This window comes from Gallintestinimicrobium sp., assembly GCF_046968865.1.
Taxonomy (GTDB): Bacteria; Bacillota; Clostridia; order Lachnospirales; family Lachnospiraceae; genus Gallintestinimicrobium; species Gallintestinimicrobium propionicum.
In genome coordinates, this window is sequence record NZ_JBKVPW010000002.1 from 34,228 (window position 1) to 52,860 (window position 18,633).

Annotated in this window: 24 protein-coding genes; 18 read left to right on the top strand and 6 right to left on the bottom strand. The window is 47.3% G+C overall.

All coding sequences use genetic code 11. The features are described from left to right. Nucleotides 1–116 precede the first annotated feature (116 nt). The 7 genes from ACLTOQ_RS01850 (at nt 117) to ACLTOQ_RS01880 (ending at nt 10,212) form a co-directional block, all read left to right on the top strand. Nucleotides 117–2,117: a SpaH/EbpB family LPXTG-anchored major pilin gene (locus ACLTOQ_RS01850; protein WP_412318566.1), complete on the top strand. Its 2,001-nt coding sequence runs from the start codon at nt 117–119 to the stop codon at nt 2,115–2,117. Between the two features lie 434 nt (nt 2,118–2,551). Further along, entirely contained in the window at nt 2,552–3,463 is a 912-nt protein-coding gene (locus ACLTOQ_RS01855) for a class C sortase (protein WP_412318567.1), read from the top strand. Then, entirely contained in the window at nt 3,436–4,377 is a 942-nt protein-coding gene (locus ACLTOQ_RS01860) for an AAA family ATPase (RefSeq protein ID WP_412318568.1), read from the top strand. The genes ACLTOQ_RS01855 and ACLTOQ_RS01860 overlap by 28 nt, the downstream gene beginning before the upstream one ends. Nucleotides 4,378–4,381: 4 nt before the next feature. After that, the gene (locus ACLTOQ_RS01865; protein ID WP_412318570.1) at nt 4,382–5,515 is read left to right on the top strand and encodes a DUF58 domain-containing protein; all 1,134 of its coding nucleotides are present in this window, start codon (nt 4,382–4,384) and stop codon (nt 5,513–5,515) included. Then, nucleotides 5,481–7,985 (top strand): DUF3488 and transglutaminase-like domain-containing protein, encoded by a 2,505-nt coding sequence (locus ACLTOQ_RS01870; protein WP_412318571.1) that lies wholly within the window; start codon nt 5,481–5,483, stop codon nt 7,983–7,985. Before ACLTOQ_RS01865 ends, ACLTOQ_RS01870 begins: the two co-directional genes overlap by 35 nt. Before the next feature lie 18 nt (nt 7,986–8,003). Further along, nucleotides 8,004–8,708, top strand: a complete 705-nt coding sequence (locus tag ACLTOQ_RS01875) for a class C sortase (RefSeq protein WP_412318572.1) — start codon at nt 8,004–8,006, stop codon at nt 8,706–8,708. A gap of 124 nt (nt 8,709–8,832) precedes the next feature. Then, nucleotides 8,833–10,212 carry a sortase domain-bontaining protein gene (locus ACLTOQ_RS01880; protein WP_412318573.1) on the top strand — a complete coding sequence of 460 codons (1,380 nt, stop codon included), beginning with the start codon at nt 8,833–8,835 and terminating at the stop codon, nt 10,210–10,212. 286 nt (nt 10,213–10,498) lie between these two features. Here the strand turns inward: ACLTOQ_RS01880 and ACLTOQ_RS01885 are convergent, their stop codons facing one another. The 5 genes from ACLTOQ_RS01885 to ACLTOQ_RS01905 form a co-directional block, all read right to left on the bottom strand. Further along, nucleotides 10,499–11,539: a tyrosine-type recombinase/integrase gene (locus ACLTOQ_RS01885; RefSeq protein WP_412318575.1), complete on the bottom strand. Its 1,041-nt coding sequence runs from the start codon at nt 11,537–11,539 to the stop codon at nt 10,499–10,501. Between the two features lie 190 nt (nt 11,540–11,729). Continuing rightward, nucleotides 11,730–12,278, bottom strand: a complete 549-nt coding sequence (locus tag ACLTOQ_RS01890) for a Uma2 family endonuclease (RefSeq protein ID WP_412318577.1) — start codon at nt 12,276–12,278, stop codon at nt 11,730–11,732. A gap of 23 nt (nt 12,279–12,301) precedes the next feature. Next, nucleotides 12,302–13,348: an SAP domain-containing protein gene (locus ACLTOQ_RS01895; protein WP_412318578.1), complete on the bottom strand. Its 1,047-nt coding sequence runs from the start codon at nt 13,346–13,348 to the stop codon at nt 12,302–12,304. Nucleotides 13,349–13,369: 21 nt separating this feature from the next. After that, nucleotides 13,370–13,804, bottom strand: a complete 435-nt coding sequence (locus tag ACLTOQ_RS01900) for an ImmA/IrrE family metallo-endopeptidase (protein ID WP_412318751.1) — start codon at nt 13,802–13,804, stop codon at nt 13,370–13,372. 19 nt (nt 13,805–13,823) lie between these two features. Continuing rightward, nucleotides 13,824–14,240 (bottom strand): helix-turn-helix domain-containing protein, encoded by a 417-nt coding sequence (locus ACLTOQ_RS01905; protein ID WP_412318580.1) that lies wholly within the window; start codon nt 14,238–14,240, stop codon nt 13,824–13,826. A 147-nt stretch (nt 14,241–14,387) separates the two neighbouring features. Between ACLTOQ_RS01905 and ACLTOQ_RS01910 the strand changes: the two genes are divergently transcribed. The 3 genes from ACLTOQ_RS01910 to ACLTOQ_RS01920 all read left to right on the top strand — a co-directional run bounded on the left by ACLTOQ_RS01910 (nt 14,388) and on the right by ACLTOQ_RS01920 (nt 15,406). Further along, entirely contained in the window at nt 14,388–14,612 is a 225-nt protein-coding gene (locus tag ACLTOQ_RS01910; RefSeq protein WP_412318582.1) for a helix-turn-helix transcriptional regulator, read from the top strand. A gap of 29 nt (nt 14,613–14,641) precedes the next feature. Next, the gene (locus ACLTOQ_RS01915) at nt 14,642–14,809 is read left to right on the top strand and encodes a hypothetical protein (RefSeq protein ID WP_412318583.1); all 168 of its coding nucleotides are present in this window, start codon (nt 14,642–14,644) and stop codon (nt 14,807–14,809) included. Between the two features lie 375 nt (nt 14,810–15,184). Next, a complete protein-coding gene (locus ACLTOQ_RS01920; protein WP_412318762.1) occupies nt 15,185–15,406 on the top strand; it encodes a hypothetical protein in 222 nt (73 codons plus the stop codon). Here ACLTOQ_RS01920 and ACLTOQ_RS01925 read toward each other — a convergent pair. Further along, on the bottom strand, nt 15,317–15,505 hold the full coding sequence (locus ACLTOQ_RS01925; RefSeq protein WP_412318584.1) for a DUF2321 domain-containing protein: 189 nt from the start codon (nt 15,503–15,505) through the stop codon (nt 15,317–15,319). The genes ACLTOQ_RS01920 and ACLTOQ_RS01925 overlap by 90 nt on opposite strands. Between ACLTOQ_RS01925 and ACLTOQ_RS01930 the strand changes: the two genes are divergently transcribed. From ACLTOQ_RS01930 to ACLTOQ_RS01965, 8 genes are all read left to right on the top strand, one after another. Continuing rightward, nucleotides 15,504–15,749: a hypothetical protein gene (locus ACLTOQ_RS01930; RefSeq protein ID WP_262585463.1), complete on the top strand. Its 246-nt coding sequence runs from the start codon at nt 15,504–15,506 to the stop codon at nt 15,747–15,749. The two genes, ACLTOQ_RS01925 and ACLTOQ_RS01930, sit on opposite strands and share 2 nt — an antisense overlap. A gap of 7 nt (nt 15,750–15,756) precedes the next feature. Then, entirely contained in the window at nt 15,757–15,879 is a 123-nt protein-coding gene (locus tag ACLTOQ_RS01935) for a hypothetical protein (RefSeq protein ID WP_262585464.1), read from the top strand. Beyond that, the gene (locus ACLTOQ_RS01940) at nt 15,876–16,079 is read left to right on the top strand and encodes a hypothetical protein (RefSeq protein ID WP_412318587.1); all 204 of its coding nucleotides are present in this window, start codon (nt 15,876–15,878) and stop codon (nt 16,077–16,079) included. Before ACLTOQ_RS01935 ends, ACLTOQ_RS01940 begins: the two co-directional genes overlap by 4 nt. 71 nt (nt 16,080–16,150) lie before the next feature. Beyond that, nucleotides 16,151–16,429 carry a hypothetical protein gene (locus ACLTOQ_RS01945; protein ID WP_412318589.1) on the top strand — a complete coding sequence of 93 codons (279 nt, stop codon included), beginning with the start codon at nt 16,151–16,153 and terminating at the stop codon, nt 16,427–16,429. Further along, nucleotides 16,407–16,670 carry a hypothetical protein gene (locus ACLTOQ_RS01950; RefSeq protein ID WP_412318591.1) on the top strand — a complete coding sequence of 88 codons (264 nt, stop codon included), beginning with the start codon at nt 16,407–16,409 and terminating at the stop codon, nt 16,668–16,670. Before ACLTOQ_RS01945 ends, ACLTOQ_RS01950 begins: the two co-directional genes overlap by 23 nt. Nucleotides 16,671–16,840: 170 nt before the next feature. Beyond that, complete coding sequence (locus ACLTOQ_RS01955; protein WP_412318593.1) at nt 16,841–17,605, top strand: hypothetical protein; 765 nt, start codon at nt 16,841–16,843, stop codon at nt 17,603–17,605. Then, the gene (locus tag ACLTOQ_RS01960; protein WP_412318594.1) at nt 17,595–18,074 is read left to right on the top strand and encodes an RNase H family protein; all 480 of its coding nucleotides are present in this window, start codon (nt 17,595–17,597) and stop codon (nt 18,072–18,074) included. The genes ACLTOQ_RS01955 and ACLTOQ_RS01960 overlap by 11 nt, the downstream gene beginning before the upstream one ends. 70 nt (nt 18,075–18,144) lie before the next feature. Next, nucleotides 18,145–18,633 carry a hypothetical protein gene (locus ACLTOQ_RS01965; RefSeq protein WP_412318596.1) on the top strand — a complete coding sequence of 163 codons (489 nt, stop codon included), beginning with the start codon at nt 18,145–18,147 and terminating at the stop codon, nt 18,631–18,633.

Consider the following 18,633-nt stretch of genomic DNA (forward strand, 5'->3'; position numbering starts at 1 on the left):
AAGGCGAAAACCTTAGAAACAAAGTACGGAGCAAAACGTACAAAGCAGGAGAAGTAAAAAATTCGGCTGTCCCAAACACAAAAGGACAGCCGAACAAAAAAAGGAGAATTGAAACAATGAAGAGAATGAAAAAGCTTCTGACAGGGCTCCTGACCCTGGGAATGACATTGTCGATGATGACAATGACGGCATTTGCGGCTGAACCTTCCGCAAAAATGCCGACGATTGATACGGATCCGGATAAGACGGGAACGGTTACGATTCATAAGTATACAAGCGGTAATGGTACGGGGATTGTAGGAAACGGTACAGAAGCAGATACGAGCGACTTTCCGACTGGTGCAGTACCTTTAAAAGGTGCAGGATTTACACTTTATCAGGTTGTAGATAAAGATGGCATGGAGAATTATTACAATGCAGATCCAAAAGATTTACCGGCGGTTGATGGCTATGTAGATGAAGCAGGTAGTATTAAAGATGGTTTTGTTAAAAAAACTATTGCAGAAAAGAAAACTGACGCAAACGGAACTGCAACGTTCCCTAACCTCGATCTTGGTTTTTACGTTGTAATTGAAACAACTGTTCCGGATGCTGTTACAATACCTATGAAACCATTTCTGTTATCGGTTCCTATGACTACTACAGATGGCTCGGATTGGTTATATGATATCCATGTCTATCCCAAAAATGAAACAGGATATGGAAAGATAAGCTTAGAAAAAACTGGCGTGAAGGATGATGAAAAAATATCAGGCGCTGTGTTTGCTCTGCAAAAAAAATCTGATACAGATGATAAGTGGATTAATATTACGAAGCAATCCACCGCGCAGGGTGATGATACTGGAAATAACTTAACTCTTACAACAGATAGCGAAGGAAAGATTACAATCGATGGACTGTCCAAAGGTAAATATCGTCTGATTGAAACATTTGTTGGAGATGGCTATATTATGGACGGTGCCACTGCATATCCATTTGAAGTAACTAATGAAGGAAAAATTAAATACAATGGAACTACAGATGCCAATATCACAATTAAGATAACTAATGAACGCCCTGATTTAAAAAAAGAGGTTCAGAAGAAAAACAATGGTCCATGGGGAAGGGATGCAGATTACAGCATCGAAGATGAAATCCCTTATAAAATTACTGTAAATGTTCCGAATAATATTACAAAGCTGAAAACATTTACCGTAACAGATACACCTACTAATTTAAAAGATAACTTATCTTCTATTAAAATTACATGCGATGGTACTCCTGTTGTAGTGGAGGCATACTCTACAGAAGCACTGGGAGCAGATGGATTTACAATTAAATTTACTCCCGCTCAGATGGAGGCATATAAAGGAAAACAGTTAGTCATCACATATAATGCGACATTAAAGGATACTGCTTTTAACACAACAGCTGGCAATCGGAATACTGCAAAATTGGAATATTCCAAAAATATTACACCAAATACTACTGATGATCCAGATAACCCGAACAAAGATAAAGAAGAAGGAAAAAATACGATCGAGAACAGTACTGTCGTATATACCTTTGCAGTAAAAATTGAAAAGACCGGTGAGGATGGATCTGAAACTAAGAAATTAGCAAATGTTGAATTTGACCTTTATCAGGAGGTTCCTGCTGGAACAGAGGGTGCCATTTCGGGAGCAGACGCGCCTGCAGGATTAGATAAGACAAAATCCTGGAAAAATATTAAGACATTAAAAACAGGTACGGATGGTACAGTAACCCATAAAGGACTTTCCAATGGTACCTATTATCTGGTTGAAACAAAAACGAATGATGGATATAATCTGTTGAAAAAACCGATTGCGGTAATATTAAATGTTCAATATACAACAACTACGAAAACTGAGTCGGCTTGGGTAGAAGATGGAAATGGAGAAAAACAGGTAAAGAGCGAGATTAAAGAAACTACATTTACTTCCGCAGATTCAACTACTCAACAAGGTATAAAAGTACAGAAAGTTATTAACAAAAAAGGCTTCACCCTTCCCACCACCGGTGGTATCGGTACCTTCGTATTTACCTTCGCTGGTATTGCCATGATGGCAGCAGCAGTGATCCTGCTGATCACCGGCAAGAAGAAAAAAGCAGAGTAATTCAGACAGATAACCTTTTTGTTATCTCTTCTATGGATGCTGCGAAGCTGTTGTGAAGTACAGCTGCAATTTTATCAGCAACGGGTCTGTATCGCGTTTCGTGTGGCGCAAACAGATTCCGGCACAGGACGGGGGTCACGTCCCGCCCTGTGCATCGCTCCTTCAGAACCCCCTTTCCCCCTGAAGGGAGCGATACTGCGGTGATCGCCGTCGGTCTTAGAAACCGGCTGCGGCTGCGGTAATCGGGAAAGAAAAATTTGGGATTTTCTTTTCCGTGTTGTGTTTTCCCATTCCCTTCCTGAAAAGGACATCCGGGCGCTCTCCCGTGCCCTTGGATGTCCACGAAAAAACGGCGCAGAGAAAATGCAGAAGCGGCGGTTGCCGCAGGCCTTTGATCTGTGCCTTTCCTTATAAAATGTCCGGAGGTTACTGCCATGGATAAAAAAAGAGCCTGGTTTATCGCGATATTGTTTTTTTCAGGTCTGTGTCTGACCCTGTATCCCTTTGTCAGCAACCTGATCGCCCAGTCCCATGCAAGTCAGGCGATTGCCGCCTATGATGAGCAGGTTGCAGAGATGGATCAGGAGCAGATCGACGCTGCCAAGGAAGCAGTCCGCAAATATAATGAACAGCTCAATGCAGCAGTGGAAGCCAGTGCCATGCAGGGAGAGGATGGAATCAGCTACCTCGATCTGGTGGATGTGGGCGAGAGCATTGGTTTTATCGAAATTCCGAAAATTGACGTATATCTTCCCATATATAGCGGAACCGGCGAAGATGTGCTGCAGAAGGGCGTCGGTCATCTGGCGGAGTCCTCCTATCCGATCGGCGGTACAAGCACCCATTCCGTGCTGACCGGTCATCGTGGACTGCCCAGTGCGGTTTTGTTCACGGATCTGGACAAACTGGAGGAGGGCGATGTGTTCTATCTCCATGTATTGGATGAGGTGCTTGCTTACAAGGTAGACCAGATCAAGGTTGTGCTTCCGGAGGAAACCCAGGACATCGGGATCGTGGAAGGAAAGGATTACTGTACCCTTGTCACCTGTACTCCCTATGCCATCAACACCCACCGGCTGCTGGTTCGTGGCGAGCGGACCGAGTACATCCCGCCGGAGGAGCTGGCAGAACAGAATGCGGTGCATGAAGTACAGTCCCAGACCATCACGAAGCGGATCGTGGATGTATGGCCGTGGCTGCTGGTATCCCTGCTGATCGTGGCAGGAGTGGAGGGATCCATCTTCCTGCTGATCGTGAAACGGCAAAGAAGCCGTGGAGATGTCCGGGAAAAACGAAAGAAAGGCAAAAGGAGTCAGTCATGCAGGAAAACAAGGCGCAGAAAGTAATTGAAGAAGTAAAAAAAGCATTTATCGGAAAAACAGAGTGCGTGGAAAAGCTCATGACCGCCATTCTTGCCGGCGGACATGTGCTGGTGGAGGATGTTCCGGGAGTGGGAAAAACAACCCTGGCGCTGGCCTTTGCCAAGGCAATGAGTGTGGCGCAGAACAGAGTGCAGTTTACGCCGGATGTTTTACCGGCCGATATTACAGGCTTTACCGTATACAACAGGGAAAAGGACGCCTTCTTATACCGTCCCGGCGCAGTCATGTGCAATATTCTTCTGGCGGATGAGATCAACCGTACCTCTCCCAAGACCCAGGCGGCGCTTCTGGAGGTAATGGAGGAGGGCAGTGTAACCGTAGACGGTGTGACAAGACCGGTACCGTCTCCTTTTCTGGTCATTGCCACCCAGAACCCGGTCGGCTCTGCCGGAACCCAGCTGTTGCCCCAATCCCAGCTGGACCGGTTCCTGATCTGCTTTGGGATCGGATATCCCGATGCCGCAGAGGAAATGGATATTTTAAAAAGCCGCCGGAGCGGAAACGGGCTGGAGGATGTACGTCCTGTCATCAGCAGTCAGGAGCTGATGGAAATGAAAAAAGAAGTCGAAGAAGTGTTTGTACACGATCAGGTATATGACTATATCGTGCGTCTGGCCCGGGCCACCAGAAGCAATGACGCATTGGAGCTTGGGCTGAGTCCCAGAGGCTCTCTGGCACTTTTGAAAATGGCGCAGGCGAGAGCCTATCGGAAAGGCCGCGGCTTTGTGATCCCTGCGGATGTTGCGGCAGAATTTCAGGATGTTGCGGCCCACAGGGTACAGCCTGTATCAAGCTCCGGAATGGATAGATTCCGTGCAGCAGCCGTGCTGGAGCGGATCTTAAAGGAGACCCCGGCCCCTGCTCCGGAGAAAGGGTGAAGCCTTGAAGGAAAAAGCAATTTATATAGGGGCGGTGGTTCTGACTGCCGTCTGGGGCGTAGCTGCTCCCGGGGGCTTTGCCTCGTTTTTGCTGGGCTTTGAGCTGCTGCTGGCGCTTTCCATGTGGATTCTGGTTCAGATCCTGGCTGGGAAGGTAGAAATTGTGCCGGAGCCTGCAGAAGAGACGGTGGGGAAGGAAGAGCCCATCGTCCTTCGGGTAAAGCTGAAAAATGCTTCCCTGCTTCCGGCCTCCTGTGTGGCGGTTACCGTCGGCTGGCGGGATCTTCTGGATAACAGCACGGGCATCGTGGAAAGCATGGGAATGGCAGGTGGAAAACGGACCGGTGTGCTGGAATTTTGCATTCCGGTGAGGTATTCCGGTGTTTATGAGTTCTGGATCCAGTCGGCATCCGTGCGGGACTGGCTTCGGTTATGGTCAAAGAAGCTTTTGATCACAGACAAAAAAGTGCAGGTGTTGTCCGTGCCCCTGGTACATCAGGCGGAGGAATGGATCCCGCCGGCACAGCTTGCCTCCGGCGGGGATTCGGATCAGCATTCCCAAAAAAAAGGCGGGGACGATGGCTCGGAGGTATTCGAGGTCCGTGCCTATCGGGATGGAGATCCGCTGCAGAGAGTGCATTGGAAGCTGACTGCAAAGACCGGAGAAATGCTGGTGCGGGAATTCAGCCTGCCAAAGCGGGAGGTGCTTTTGCTGCAGGTGGATCTGTATCATCCGCCTCAGGAAAAGTGGGATCATTGTAAATTGGAACGGCTGCTGGAGCAGACAGCGGATTTTTGCTGGAGGCTTTTGGCGGCAGAACAGGAATATGAGGTATTCTGGCAGGAGCAGGAGCAGCTGTGCAGAATGCAGATTTCCAGAGTCCAGGAGCTGTGGGTCTTTCTCAAACGGCTTTGTCTTACCGCCACAAAGGAAGAGCTGGAGCAGAATGGAAAGCAGAGCCAAAAGCAATCTGCCGGGAAAAATAAGTATCCGGCAGAGGATCTTTTGGAAAAGGGCAGAGGCAGCGGTGTAACAGAGCCGGTAGTCGGCGGGCAGCTCTGGAAAATAGATGCAGAAGGAACAGTCAGGCAGGTGAGAGGCAATGAAGAAAGGGCAGGAGCCGGGACAGCTGGATAAAGAAGCGGTAGGCAGGATTACCTGTCGGATTCTACAGGAAGAAGAACCCGGCGGTATGCTGGTCAAAAAGCTGTGGCGGCTGGCTGGTATGCTGATCTGTCTGTTCTGCCTCACCGGTGGTCTTTGCAGCGCATTTCTCAGTGGCTTTGGAATCCGATATTTGGTCCCTGTTTTTTGGATACTTCTGATTGTCTCGGTGCTGTTCTGGATCGGGTTTTCCAGACTGCCCCTGGAAGGGGTGTATCGGCTTCTTGCAATTTTGGGAACCCTGATCGGCGTAAGCCTTTTCCTGCTGCTGCTGCAAAAGGATGTGATCGCCGGGTATATGTCTGCTGTAAACGGGGTACGCACTCGGTTAAATGAGGCCTATGACGGTACCCTTGCCCTGTATCAGGCGTCAGCATCTGCGATGCAGATGACGGTATTTTTCGGGTTTATCCTGTTTTTGCTGGCGGGGCTGTTATCTGCCGGGATCTGTTATCGGACCAATCCGGCAGTGGTTCTGGCAGGAGAATTTCCGGTGCTGGCAGGAATCGGAATTGCCGGAGGGACACCCTCCTTTTTCAGCTTTTTCCTGATCCTGTTGGGAACCCTTGGAATGCTCAGTGCCGCCGCTGTCAGTCGGGCGGATCAAAGGGATCAGGACAGTGCTCGTCAAGCAAGGCAGATGACAGAGCAGATGAAAAGCAGTGTCAATGTCTGGCTGCTTTTGCAGGCTGTAGTGCTGTCGCTGTTGGCGTTTGTGCTGGTGCGGCCCCTGACCAATACCCTGCTCCAGGCACAGGAGGCAGGGATGAAGACGCAAAACGGTGTGCTGCAGGCAGTCTGGCAGCTGCTTCCGGCGGTTTCCGGAGGGAGGCTGAAGCTTTCCGTTGAGGGAGTCGGCGGAGGGGTATCAGATGGCACACTGACAGATCAGGATGGTTTTTATTTTGGAAAGGTACAGGCCCTGAAGGTTACGGTTTCGGAAAAACCCTCAGAGACCGTGTATTTAAAGGGCTTTATCGGCACGGATTACACCGGGACAGCCTTTGAGGAGGCAGACGGGGAGAGCTTTGTGCAGGCAGCATCCTTGTGGAAGCTGGATGGAAATGTATCCCTTGGGGTGGAAAATCTGCCCTTTCTGCGAACCTATTATGCGGAAAACGTGGTGTTTACCGGAGAGGGAGACGATGCAAAGCCGGAGCTTGCGGCGAATGCAGCCTCCTCTGCTGTGACCCTGCAGGTGGAGAATCTGGCGGCAAATCCGAATTATACCTATGTTCCCTATGGAGCATTTTTAAACGATTATTATCAGGTGCTGGGAGGCGACGGCGCACTGGCAGGTCAGAGCGTCCAGCAGGATATTTTTTCCTGTTATCCCAGAAAGCAGCTGGAGGAAACATTAGAGGACTGGAACGAAACAAAGCAGCAGGAAAGCACTTTGGATCAGGCGGAAAGCGCCTATGCCGCCTATGTGCAGGCACATTACAGCAGCCTGCCGGAAAATCTCAGTTATTTGCAGGAGAAATTTGACCTGGAGCTGGAAACAAAGGAAAGTGCAGATCCAAAGGAAGCAGAAAAAAACTGGGAAAAGATCAAAACCGCAGTGGTTTCTGAGCTGGCAGGAAATTATGAATTTGTCCGGGAACCGGAGGCTGTGCCCGAGGGGAAGGACTTTGTAGAATGGTTTTTAAAGGAATCCAAAGAAGGAAATTCCGTTCATTTTGCAGCGGCGGCCACCATGCTGCTGCGTGCCTGCGGTATGCCGGCACGATATGTGGTGGGCTATGCAGCGCCGGCAAGTCTCTTTAAAGGACAGGAGGACGGCAGCTATCAGGCAGTTTTGGAGGATGACAACGCCCATGCCTGGGCAGAGGTCTACCGGGAAGGAATCGGATGGACCGTAGTGGAGGCGACACCGGGCTTTGCAGCCCTGGTAACAGAAAGTGATGGAGCCTCGAGTCAGAAGGAAGCAGACAGTCCGGACACCCCGGAGGAAGCCTTTTATCAGGAGGACACGCCAGAGGCTGAGACCCCCGGAATCGGCAGCAGAATATTCCAAGTGGTGAAAAAAGCACTGGTGGCGGTGGCCTTGACGATAGCTGCCTGTGGGATCGCAGCAGTCATCCGGCGGCATATCCTCTGTAAACGACGGAGAAGAGGCAGAAAAGGAGAAACGCTGGGAGAGCAGATCCAAAGGATTTATCGAAGCTTTGCCGCTCTGCAGAAATTCAACAAAAAAAGTGTATGCAGCTGTCAGGAGGAGCGCTTTGCAAAGCAGCTTGGAAAGAAATATCCGGTATTTTCGGAGAAGACAGCGCAGAAGCTGGCAAATATCGTGCTGAAGGCATGTTATAGTGATCAGGGGCTGACAAAGAAAGAGTGTCAGTTTGTACTGGATTGTTATGAAAAGCTTGCAGGAGCTGTATCAAAGGAGCTGTCACCGGCAAAGCGTCTGGTGGGAAGCCTGATCTTTTGTTTTTGGTAAAGCGGAAGGGAGAAGTGCATGAAACGAAAAATTTTGGCAGTCCTTGCCATCCTTCTTGGTCTGGCAGGGCTGGGTGTCCTGTTATATCCCTCCGTCAGCAACTGGATTGAACAGGCAAAACAGCGCAGGCAGATCGCAGCCTATCAGGAAGCACAGGCGCAGATGGAGCAAAAAAGGCGGGCTGCCCTGCTGGCAGAAGCCGACCGGTATAATCAAAAGCTGGCAGAGCTTGGCATCAGCTTCGATATGCTGGGAGAGGCGGAAAAGGAGGCGCTTTTGATCGACGGAAAATCCTATGATGAGCTGCTTTTGGCAGAGGACAGCGGTGTGATGGGATATCTGGAAATTGAAAAAATAAAGCTGAAGCTTCCCATTTATCACGGAGTATCGGAGGAGGCGTTGGAATCTGGAGTTGGTCATCTGGAGGGAACCTCCCTGCCGGTTGGAGGCGAAACAACTCATGCGATTCTGTTTGGTCATCGGGGGCTTCCCTCGGCAAAGCTGTTTACCGATCTGGATCAGCTGGAGGTGGGAGATACCTTTCAGATCACGGTGCTGGATCGTGTGCTGGTCTATGAAGTGACCCAGACAGATGTGGTGCTTCCGGAGGAGTTAAACGGTTTGACAGCAGAGTCTGACAAGGATCAGGTCACACTGGTTACCTGTACGCCCTATGGAGTCAATTCCCATCGTCTTTTGATCCATGGGGAGCGGGTGCAGTAGATTGCGATAGATGGTTGGAGATTGTGATAGATAGAGAACAGGAAATTTCATTGTCGGTGGGGTGCAGGAGCGTATCCGGCAGGAGAAAGGTAGGCTGCAGCTGCAGCAGAAAGTGAGGAAGAAAATGAAAGGAAGAAAAATCCGGATCAGACAAGGGGTGAAGGGCTGGCTGCTTGCGCTGGCCATGGTATTGTCCCTTTGCAGCGGCTGGAAGCAGGACGTCTGTGCACAGCAGAGTCAGAGCAGCTCGTCCAATTTGATGCAGGACGTGGATACGGACAAAAAAGGCTCCATCGAAATCCTTTTTGACACCATGCGAGACGAGCCCGTTGCAAATGCAGAGTTTACCCTGTATCAGGTTGCAGCAATGGTGGATCGGGGAGGATATACGGTGCTGGAGCTGACAGGCGGCTTTGAGGGCTGCAGCGTGCAGCTGAAAAACCTGACGGCACAGCAGTCTAAGGATGCTTCGGCAGCGCTTTTGGAGTATCAGAGAGCAAATCACATTTCCGGGGATACGAAAAGAACAGATGCAAACGGAAAGATCAGCTGGACAGGGCTGCAGACCGGTCTGTATTTGCTGGTTCCGGGTCAGATGCAGAAATACAGAACCGATCCGTCTCTGGTTTCGATCCCGACGAATCTGAACGCCCAGTTGCTATATGACATGTCGGTGAATCCGAAGGCCGAAAGAATTCCGGATCCGGTGTATCCGCCGGAAGAATCCGAGGAACCCTCTACGCCGGAGGTGAAAAAGCCGCCGAAAAAGACAGAGACCATCGTTACACCGGGAATCACTTCGGAGCAGAAAACACCGGAGAAGCTGCCTCAGACAGGACAGCTGCGCTGGCCGATCCTGGCACTTTCCACAGTAGGAGCAGGATTGCTGTTTCTTGGATGGTGGATCGGTCGAAAAAAAAAAGACTGTTCCAAGGTTCTGATGGGGCTTGGGATCCTTCTGGCAGCAGGAGCAGTGGGGATCTCCGCGTATAATATCTGGGATAGCAGCCGTGCCGAAGCTGCGGTGGAGGCGTCTTTAGAGGCCTATGAAGAAGAGCTGACTGCTGTGGAGCAGGAGTCGGAGGCGCTTCCTGTGGATGAGAACAGCGGGATGGCCTTTGTGGAGGCAGACGGGCTTTGCTGGATTGGCGAGCTGGAAATTCCGTCCCTGCAGCTTACGCTGCCGGTGGCGGATCCCTGGAGCTATCCGTCCTTGAAAAAAGCACCCTGCCGCTATACCGGAAGTGCAGAGGAAAATTCCCTGATTATTGCCGCCCATAATTATAAACGGCATTTTGGCAATATCGGACTTTTGCCGGAGGGTGCAACGGTGAAGTTTACAGCGGTTTCGGGCGACGTATACGAATATGAGGTAGAAAAGGTAGAAACCTTAAATCCCTATGCAGTAGACGAGATGCTGTCCGGTGACTGGGATCTGACGTTGTTTACCTGTACCTATGGAGGAAGAAAGCGTGTGACGGTCCGGTGCAGCCTGGTTGGATGAACAGACAGAGAGATGGAGAAAAGAAGCATCCGCAGAAATCAGCGGCGACAGGCTGTCAGGGTCGCTGATTTCTGCGGATGCTTTTTGAATCAGAATGTTTTGAGGATTTCAGGGAAATACAATAGAATGCACCCCATGTGAGCATTCTATTGCCATGAATAATAGAATGCACGCCATGCGAACATTCTATTGGCATGAAAAAAAGAACCTCGATCTCTCAAGGTTCTTTCTGATAATCGGAGTGACAAGACTTGAACTTGCAGGGAGTTGTGTAAAACACCTGTATTTACTGGGATATATTTGAATCGTGTTGCATTTCGTGTTGCATGCTTTCGAAATAGCTGTTTGTTTTATTCGTCATCTGACTGCGCTTATCGTCTATGGTATGTCGATAGACATTTTTTAAGACTGCGTCGCTTCCCCAACCACCGCGCTCCATTATGTAAGCATCGGGAACTCCGATCGCGTGCATGATGGATGCGCAGTAATGACGGCAGTCATGGAAACGAAAGTGTGGCACACCAGCATGTTTCAGAACATGATTGAAGCGCTGGGTGATCATGTTTGGATTTAGGTCTGTTATCCTGCCAGGGGCTTTCGGTATTTTATCTATGATAAATTCAGGATAATCGATGAAGCGATCGCCAGCATATGACTTTGGCTGTTTAATTACATATTGTCTGTTTTCATCCATTACCATGCTGCGTTGTACATGGACGCGTGTTCCGGATATATCATCATATTCGAGGGCACATATTTCCCCGCGGCGCATCGGCCCGAATGCCGCAAGCAAGATTGGAATTTCCATTTTTGAGCCTGCGGCAGCGTTCATGACCTTTTTAATATCTTCGTCCGTCGGAACGTAAAGATTTGGTCTGCGTTTTTGCGGCAAGGTTGTGTTTAGGGCAAAATTAGGGCGGTACTTGCTTAGGACAGCAGTAATCAAAGCGTGATTATCCCGGACGCTTTTAGGGGCATGGTCTTTGCTGAAAGAATTGACATGTTGCTGAATCAGATCCTGCGTAATCTGTGAGATTCGGATATTGTTAATATCATCGTAATTTTTTATACAGCGGACGTATTCCCTGATTGAACCCGGGGATAATACGGGGCGGCGCTGGTCAATATACGCAGTCAGCGCTTCTTTGAAAGTCATATCTCCTTTAAAAGAAGATTGTTTTTCCACCATAAATTGAGCTGCCTTATATTCAGCTTCCTTTTTTGTTGGTGCGGTAAAAGACGTATAGTGTCGCTTCCCATTTGCGTCGGTATAATCATAGACTTGACATCTCCACGATCCAGACGGGAGTTTTTTTGCTGTTGCCATAGTTAATCCTCCTTTTTGGGTATAAAAAATACACCTATGCAGGTGCCGGAGGTTTGTGGTATAATTTCTTTTGTGTGAGAAGATTATACTGACCATCCGGTCTGCGTAGTTTTCTGAGAATGCCTCGGTGTTGGTAGCACCGGGGCTTTTTCTATCATTTTGTTGATGTTAACAAAATGTTCAAGTCCTTTCAATTATTCAGCAGATCAGCGATGCAGATCATCAGATCGGTATAAATTCCGGCGGAAACCGGCTGATCGAACAGATAGATCATCGGAGCTGCATCTTCTTCGTAATGGTACACGGTGGTACGTTGCTTTGCAGGATCGACGATCCAGTATTCCCGGACGCCTGCACCGGAATAGATCGTGTTTTTGATGGAGTAATCCATCCGGCGGCTGGACGGCGATACAATTTCCACGATCCAGTCCGGAGCACCGGTGCAGCCCCGATCTGTGAGCTTGTTGTGGTCACAGATAACGGAGATATCCGGTTCAACCCAGTCTTTATCGTCTGCATCCAGATTGACGGCAAATGGGGCGGGATAGACCTTGCAAGAGCCGCCGTGTTCCGCGATGTAAGAGCGGATTTTCCAGTGCAGGGCGGATAAAATTTCCTGGTGCATCCGATTGGGGGGAGCCATGTTGTAGAGCTGTCCATCGATCAGCTCTGCACGCTGACTGTCTGGTAAGTTCCAGTAGTCTTCAGATGTGTAGGTGTGTTGTTTCGGTAAAGGCATAAATGATCCTCCTTTCAAAGCCGCTATTTGTATAATAGTTGTTTTAGTTTCGCACGAAACGAAAAAAGAATAAACTTGCATTTCTCGAATATTCGGGAACTTAGTGATGTATTTGTTTGAAGAACATTAGCAGTTTCTTTTGAACTTGAATAATCTGTATCCAATTCAGGAAAATAGTGTCCTAAAATATTTGAGCAATCAATATACGTTGGACGACATGGAGCAATTGTTATTTCTTCAATCATAGATATAAAATCATGTTCAGATATAATTTTTGCAATTATGCATTGAGAATATGCGACTGATGCAATAACAGTGCTGTATTCTTCACGAAGCGAATACACTATCTCAGCAATCCAAGAAACTAAATGTGGTTTACCAGATGGTAATGAGTATCCATTTACATCGAAACAAATAGTTATTAAAAAATATTGCAGTGCATCGTGATTTTTTTCTTCAAAAAGTAATAATGCTATAGATAGATAATTATTGCGCAATGCAGGATAATTTTTTGAAAAAAAATATGTCAGTGTACGTTGATTTAAAATACCCCATATTACATCATTGGTAGATGGGATAAAAGTGGTAATACCATTTCGAAAAGAATTATATTCTACCTTAGTTATTTCGTATTTTGTTAATTTTTTTTGGAGATCTTCTTCGGAGGACAATATATTATCCTGTGCTCTGCGATCCCAATAAGCTTGCAAAAAGGTATGTCCGTATTCTGTAAGAACAAAATGTTTAGCACCAAAAAAATAAGAAAAACGTTCATTTATTCGATTAACTAATTCAGTTTTAGAGCCAGATGTTTTTAAAGATTCAGATTGCAGAAATTTTTTACATTCTTTTATGGTGGTTAGTTTCTCGTCTTCTGCGGGGGATGAGAAACGTATTAAGTGCTTTGATAAACAAAAGTCACAAAATGCTTTTCGATCAATACGAACAGAAAGTTCTCCAAAAAATTGGTCGTCAATATTACTTTTATTTAATCTATTTAGTGCTCGATATTCTATATCACTGAAAGCATCTAAAGAAAATGTTGATTGACAGTTATTTTCTAATGACATTCGCGCACATCCTTTGCCTTTTTATTTCATTCTTAGTTCAATCAGTTCTTTCGGATATCCGGTGCAAGTACAAAATTGGCTTTGCGTATATCCTGAATAGCTCTGAAGCATATCATCAGATATGAGTAAATAGGCAGCAAATTTATTTGCTTCCTGTTCTATTCCGGATGTTAACAGTAGTGTCTTATTTTTTATAAACGCACAGTTTTCTTTTCGATGTAAGAGGGCGTGCCCTAATTCATGTGCAGCAACTACTTCGAATAACGGGCTATCGACAGGGATGTTATCATTTATAAAAATCCAACGCTTTCGATTTATAAGTTTGTAGTTGCCTGCGATTTTACCGAGAGGTAGAATTACAATTCGAATATCTGCAGCCTGTGCAATTTTAACTGGGTCACGGCTGCCGGTTAAACGTTCATAATACCGGATTAGCCGAAAAATTTTGTGATCCATAGTTTCCAAACCGTATCACCTACTTTTTGTTCTTATTCGGATTATATTTCACTTTGTTTTCTTTTTTGGTTTCGCGCAATGCATATTCGATAGCGTTTTGTAGCAGGTTTATCGAAGCGTCGTCCATTTCTATTCCATTGTAATAAAGTGGTCCATTGTTACCTTTTTTGATTTCCGTCATGATTCTATTAAGGTCTTTAGCGATGTCCCTTTCGTCTTTTGGAGATAGTTCACTTCCAACTTTGCCAAGTAAAAAGTTCATATCTACATTAAATAAATCAGCGATCGCTTCAAGCGTTTCAAAATCAGGCTCTCTTTTCCCAAGTTCGTACATACCGACGGTTGATTTAGAGACCCCCAACTTATCAGCAAGTTCAGCCTGTGACATTTTTTCACGCACACGCAGATATTTGAGCATATCATTGAAATTTCCCATTTGAGTACCTCACTTTGCTTATCTATTTATAATATACACATAACGTGAACAAAAATCAATAAATAATTTACAAAACGTGATTGACAAACGATCACGAATCGTGTATATTACAAACAGATCACGAAACGTGATTGAAAGGAGATGATGATGTTGCAGATTGACACAAAGGCAATGGGCGAGAAGCTTATCAGATTAAGAGGGAAACGAACGCAGGAAGAGGTTTCGGAAGCTCTTGGAATTAGTAAATCTGCCTTGTCAATGTATGAGGCTGGAAAAAGGATTCCGCGTGACCCTGTGAAAATGAAATTAGCAAGGTACTATAAAAAGAGCGTTCCATTCATTTTTTTTAATGAAATAGATCACGAAAAGTGATCTAAAATTGATTCCAAAGGAGGGAACAGATGAAAGTAGTTACAGGAGTGGCGGTAACAATCTTGATGGTACATTTCATAAGAAAATATGTAGTGCCAGATATCAAGGAAGACCCTTTAAGAAATTTAGCAATTCCGGCAACCACAGCTCTTTTAACAAATTTGTTGCTATGGATGTTAGAAATGCTACGACAATAGGCGTCAAGTAACGATGGACGAATTGTTTATACCTGTAAATTCTGAATCGAACAGCCCTGTCGGTAAGAGAGTATGTTCCATTCGAAATAGGGCATCCTTCTTTATCCCGAGTGTTTTTATAATTTTGTGAAATGAGATCGTATTCTTTAAGTTTCCATAGTTGCAAAGAGAATACATCTCCTTTACGGGATTTATAAAACCTCAGCGAAAATAGTATCCATTTTTCACGCGGCGTAAGAAGAATATCCTCGAAAGGGACGCTTGATTGATTGAGCATATTATTTTCCTCCAAGTGTTCTGGGGCTCGACATAAGTATAAGCCTTGCTGCTACGGAAAGGCAAGATCGGATTGATTCCAAAGGAGGTGGAGAGAAGATGGGATATGCTTCAAAGAATGCCCAAAAGCACAATGATAGAATTTCTGACCAAGAAAAAGTTTATCACTGTGCTTATTGCAAGGGAGTTGTTCTGAAAACAGACCATTACTGTCAATATTGCGGAAAGAAATTAAGGAAACAGAGCTTTTTTGGCTGTTTCGCTCACTACATCAACGAGAAGTTGGCGAAGAGATTCACCAATAAAAGAGACGGCTTTTGAAACTCCTTTTCTATATTTGGCGACAGCAACGTAGTGGGAGTATCGGTTATCAATACAACCGAAATAACAAATGGAAAGAAAAGCGGGAGGTAACGTCATGCCAAAAACAAAAGCAATCGGTCTTTATGCGGACCGCAAAGAAGCCGTCCGGCGGGTTATCAACATCGGGTTGGCCCGCAGCGGGCTGACGGGAAGAGATCTTGACCGCCGGAACATAATCAATATAAATACCCTCACAAAAAGAAAGGCAGAGGGCGAAACAATCCGGCTGGGCGAAATATGGGCGCTGGATAAGGTGCTGCATTTTACAGATGATGAATTATTGCAGATGCTCGGGAGATGAGAAACTCATGGATGAACAGAGAAAGATCGACAAGCTTTATGAGCTGCTGGAAGAAAAAGAGCGGAAAAAGGATACCGAAGCGGCTTCGGCGCTGAGGTGGGCAATATTCGAGTTGGAGAACAGGAGGTGAAAGTAAAGATGGACAAGTCTGATGTGTGTCTGATGACCGGATCGGTGTTGATTACGGCAGCGCTGATTATGTGGGAGACGTTTGGCATGATGATCACGCCAACGGTACTGACAGTTGCTGCCGGCGGCTGCTTTGTGGCAACAGTGCTGTGCGCGGCACGCGAGGAAGAATTAAGAAGCCGGAAAAGAAAGCGGCGCTGAACCGACCAAAGTACCAGCGCCAAAGAAAAAATATTACGCCTTTAGTATAAGGCGGGAATGGAGAGAATGCAATGATTAAATCACATATGGGAAGTGTAAAAGTGGAAGGGAAAAGGTCGATGGTGCTGACTGACCTTGCTGTAGCTGTACAAGCAATAATGGAAGCGTTAGTGGAAAATGGAAGTAATGTGGAAAGTGCGAAAGAAGAGATTATGCATGCGGTAAAGGTGGGAATTCGACATGCGTCATCTGATTATGAAGAAAGCCCTGTGGAGAAGAAAATTCGGGAACTGGTAGAGGAGATTATAAAAAGCAGGGCAGAGGAAGATGTTGACAGAAAAAGAAGCTGAGGAAAAACTGCGAGGGATGGCGCAAGAGTTCCAGGACCTGATGAAGCAGCGGCAGTACGGCAAGGCGAAAGCGCGGTATGAAGTGGCACGCAGCGTTGCTGTGACAATGGAGCTGTCAGAGGATATCAAAGAGGAGCTGTTCGGAGTGCGTGGCGGAAAGGGAGAGATCTTGAGAAATGGAGCCTTTCCGGAAGAGTTGGTGCAGAAAGCGCTTTATGAAGCGTCAGTCAGAAATACATAAAAGAAATACATAAAAAAGAAGGACATGCGTTGGCGCGCATGTCCTAATCGTCCAGAGACGAAAATAACCTACTCAAAATATATCACTCTGTGACGAAAAAATCAAGAAAAAAGCGGGAAAATCCGCTTAAAAGCTTGGTAAAGGATATTAACGATAGGGGCACAGATGATATGGCGGTAGTGGAGAAACGGATCAAAGCTGGACGGACGGTGACAGTGTTGCAGGGGCAGCGCCGGACGGGGAGGAAAGGGCCGAGGGAGAAAAGAAAGAACGGGACGACACCGGCGCAGAAGGAAGGTAACCTCAGGCGGGCAACACAGATGCTGGGATGGCTGATGGCAGAAAATTTTAAAGATGGGGACCTACTGGTGACGCTGGATTATAAAAAAGAGAACCGGCCGGAAGGTTCTGACAGGATGCAGAAGGATTTCAAAAATTTCTACGACCGTTTAAAACGCCGCTTAAAAAAGCTGGGGATGCCGCCGCCGAAGTACATTCGCGTAATGGAAGTCGGCAAGAAGGGAGCGTGGCACCACCACCTGGTCATGCAGGAAACAGACCTAAAGCTTTTGCGGGAGTGCTGGCAGCAGGGCGGAATCCATGTAGACCCGCTCTACACCGATGGAAATTACCGGAAGATTGCGGAGTATTTTGTCAAATATGCAAAAAGGACGATGGAGACAGAAGAAAAGGAGACGAAAAAGCTCTGGTATCCGTCACAGGGATTAAAAAAGCCGACAATCGGGAAACCGAAGATGATCAAGAGCCGGGAGCTGGGGCAGATTAGAATCCCAAAAGGGTATTACTTAGACCGGGATAGTGTGCGCCGGGGCATCAGCGGCTATGACGGGCACGAGACCTTTTGCTATACGCTGGTCATGCTGCCCGGATACAGCCGGAAGCGGAAGAAAGGAGGGAAACACCATGGAAAGTAGCCCGCAGGTCAACCGGTACCCGCAGGTCAACCTGTACATAGAGACAACAGTACACGGTCCCAGGCAGCAGGGAGGCAGGTGGATGTACCTTCTGGAATTTGTTACCCGGCGGGGCGACCCTGTGACCCTATGGAAGGTTGGGGACTGGGAGGCGGAGAAGGAAAACGTGCTGATTATGCAGGCGTTGTCTGCGGCGTTGGACCGACTGCGGCTGCCTTGTGTGATTAATGCCCATGCGGGCAGCAGCCAGATACGGAGCACCATTGAAAACGGATGGCTGGAGGAGTGGCAGGAGCGGGGCTGGAAGACGGCAAAAGGGCAGGATATAAAGCACAAGGATTTATGGCAGGAGATTGTGCTGAAAATGGCTCCGCATTTGGTCTTTATGCGGGCTGGCGGGCACTCATACCAGCTCTGGATGCAGGAGAAACTGAAAAAAATGGTTGAAACACCTCAAGAAACCCGTTGATGATGACGACCATGCAATATATATCACGGAATACACAGCGGGGCAGACTGCCCCGCAAGGAGGGATCGGAATGTTGTTTGAAAAATTCGGAGAATTTGACTCTGCGGAAGAATTGAACCGTGCCGCCGCCGCACAACTGGCGGAAGGAGATATCGATGCAATCTATGGCATCGCAGAAGAAAACGGAATTGACCGGGAGGATGCAGAGGACTACATAGACGGCGCAGCGCCGGAGCTGTGCACACCCATCATGGCAGCGCTTGGAAAATTAAAGGTAGAAGCAGCAGAGCTGGAGCCGCAGGAGATCATGGAGGACTGGCTGACCTATATCCGTATCCAGTGCGCGGAGCACCCGGAGACGGCGGAAGCAGTGCGAAAGAAAGAGAAGAGCCTAAAGGGGTGTATCGCTGCGCTGCTGAAATGGTCGTTTGGAAACCAGCACCCGGTGGATAAGGAGATTTTAAAGGCAGCAGGTGTCACTGCCGGCCGTTGCACACTCGGAATTCCCGGAATGGCGACGGCACGCCGGATCATCACAGAATATTATCTGGGAAAGTAG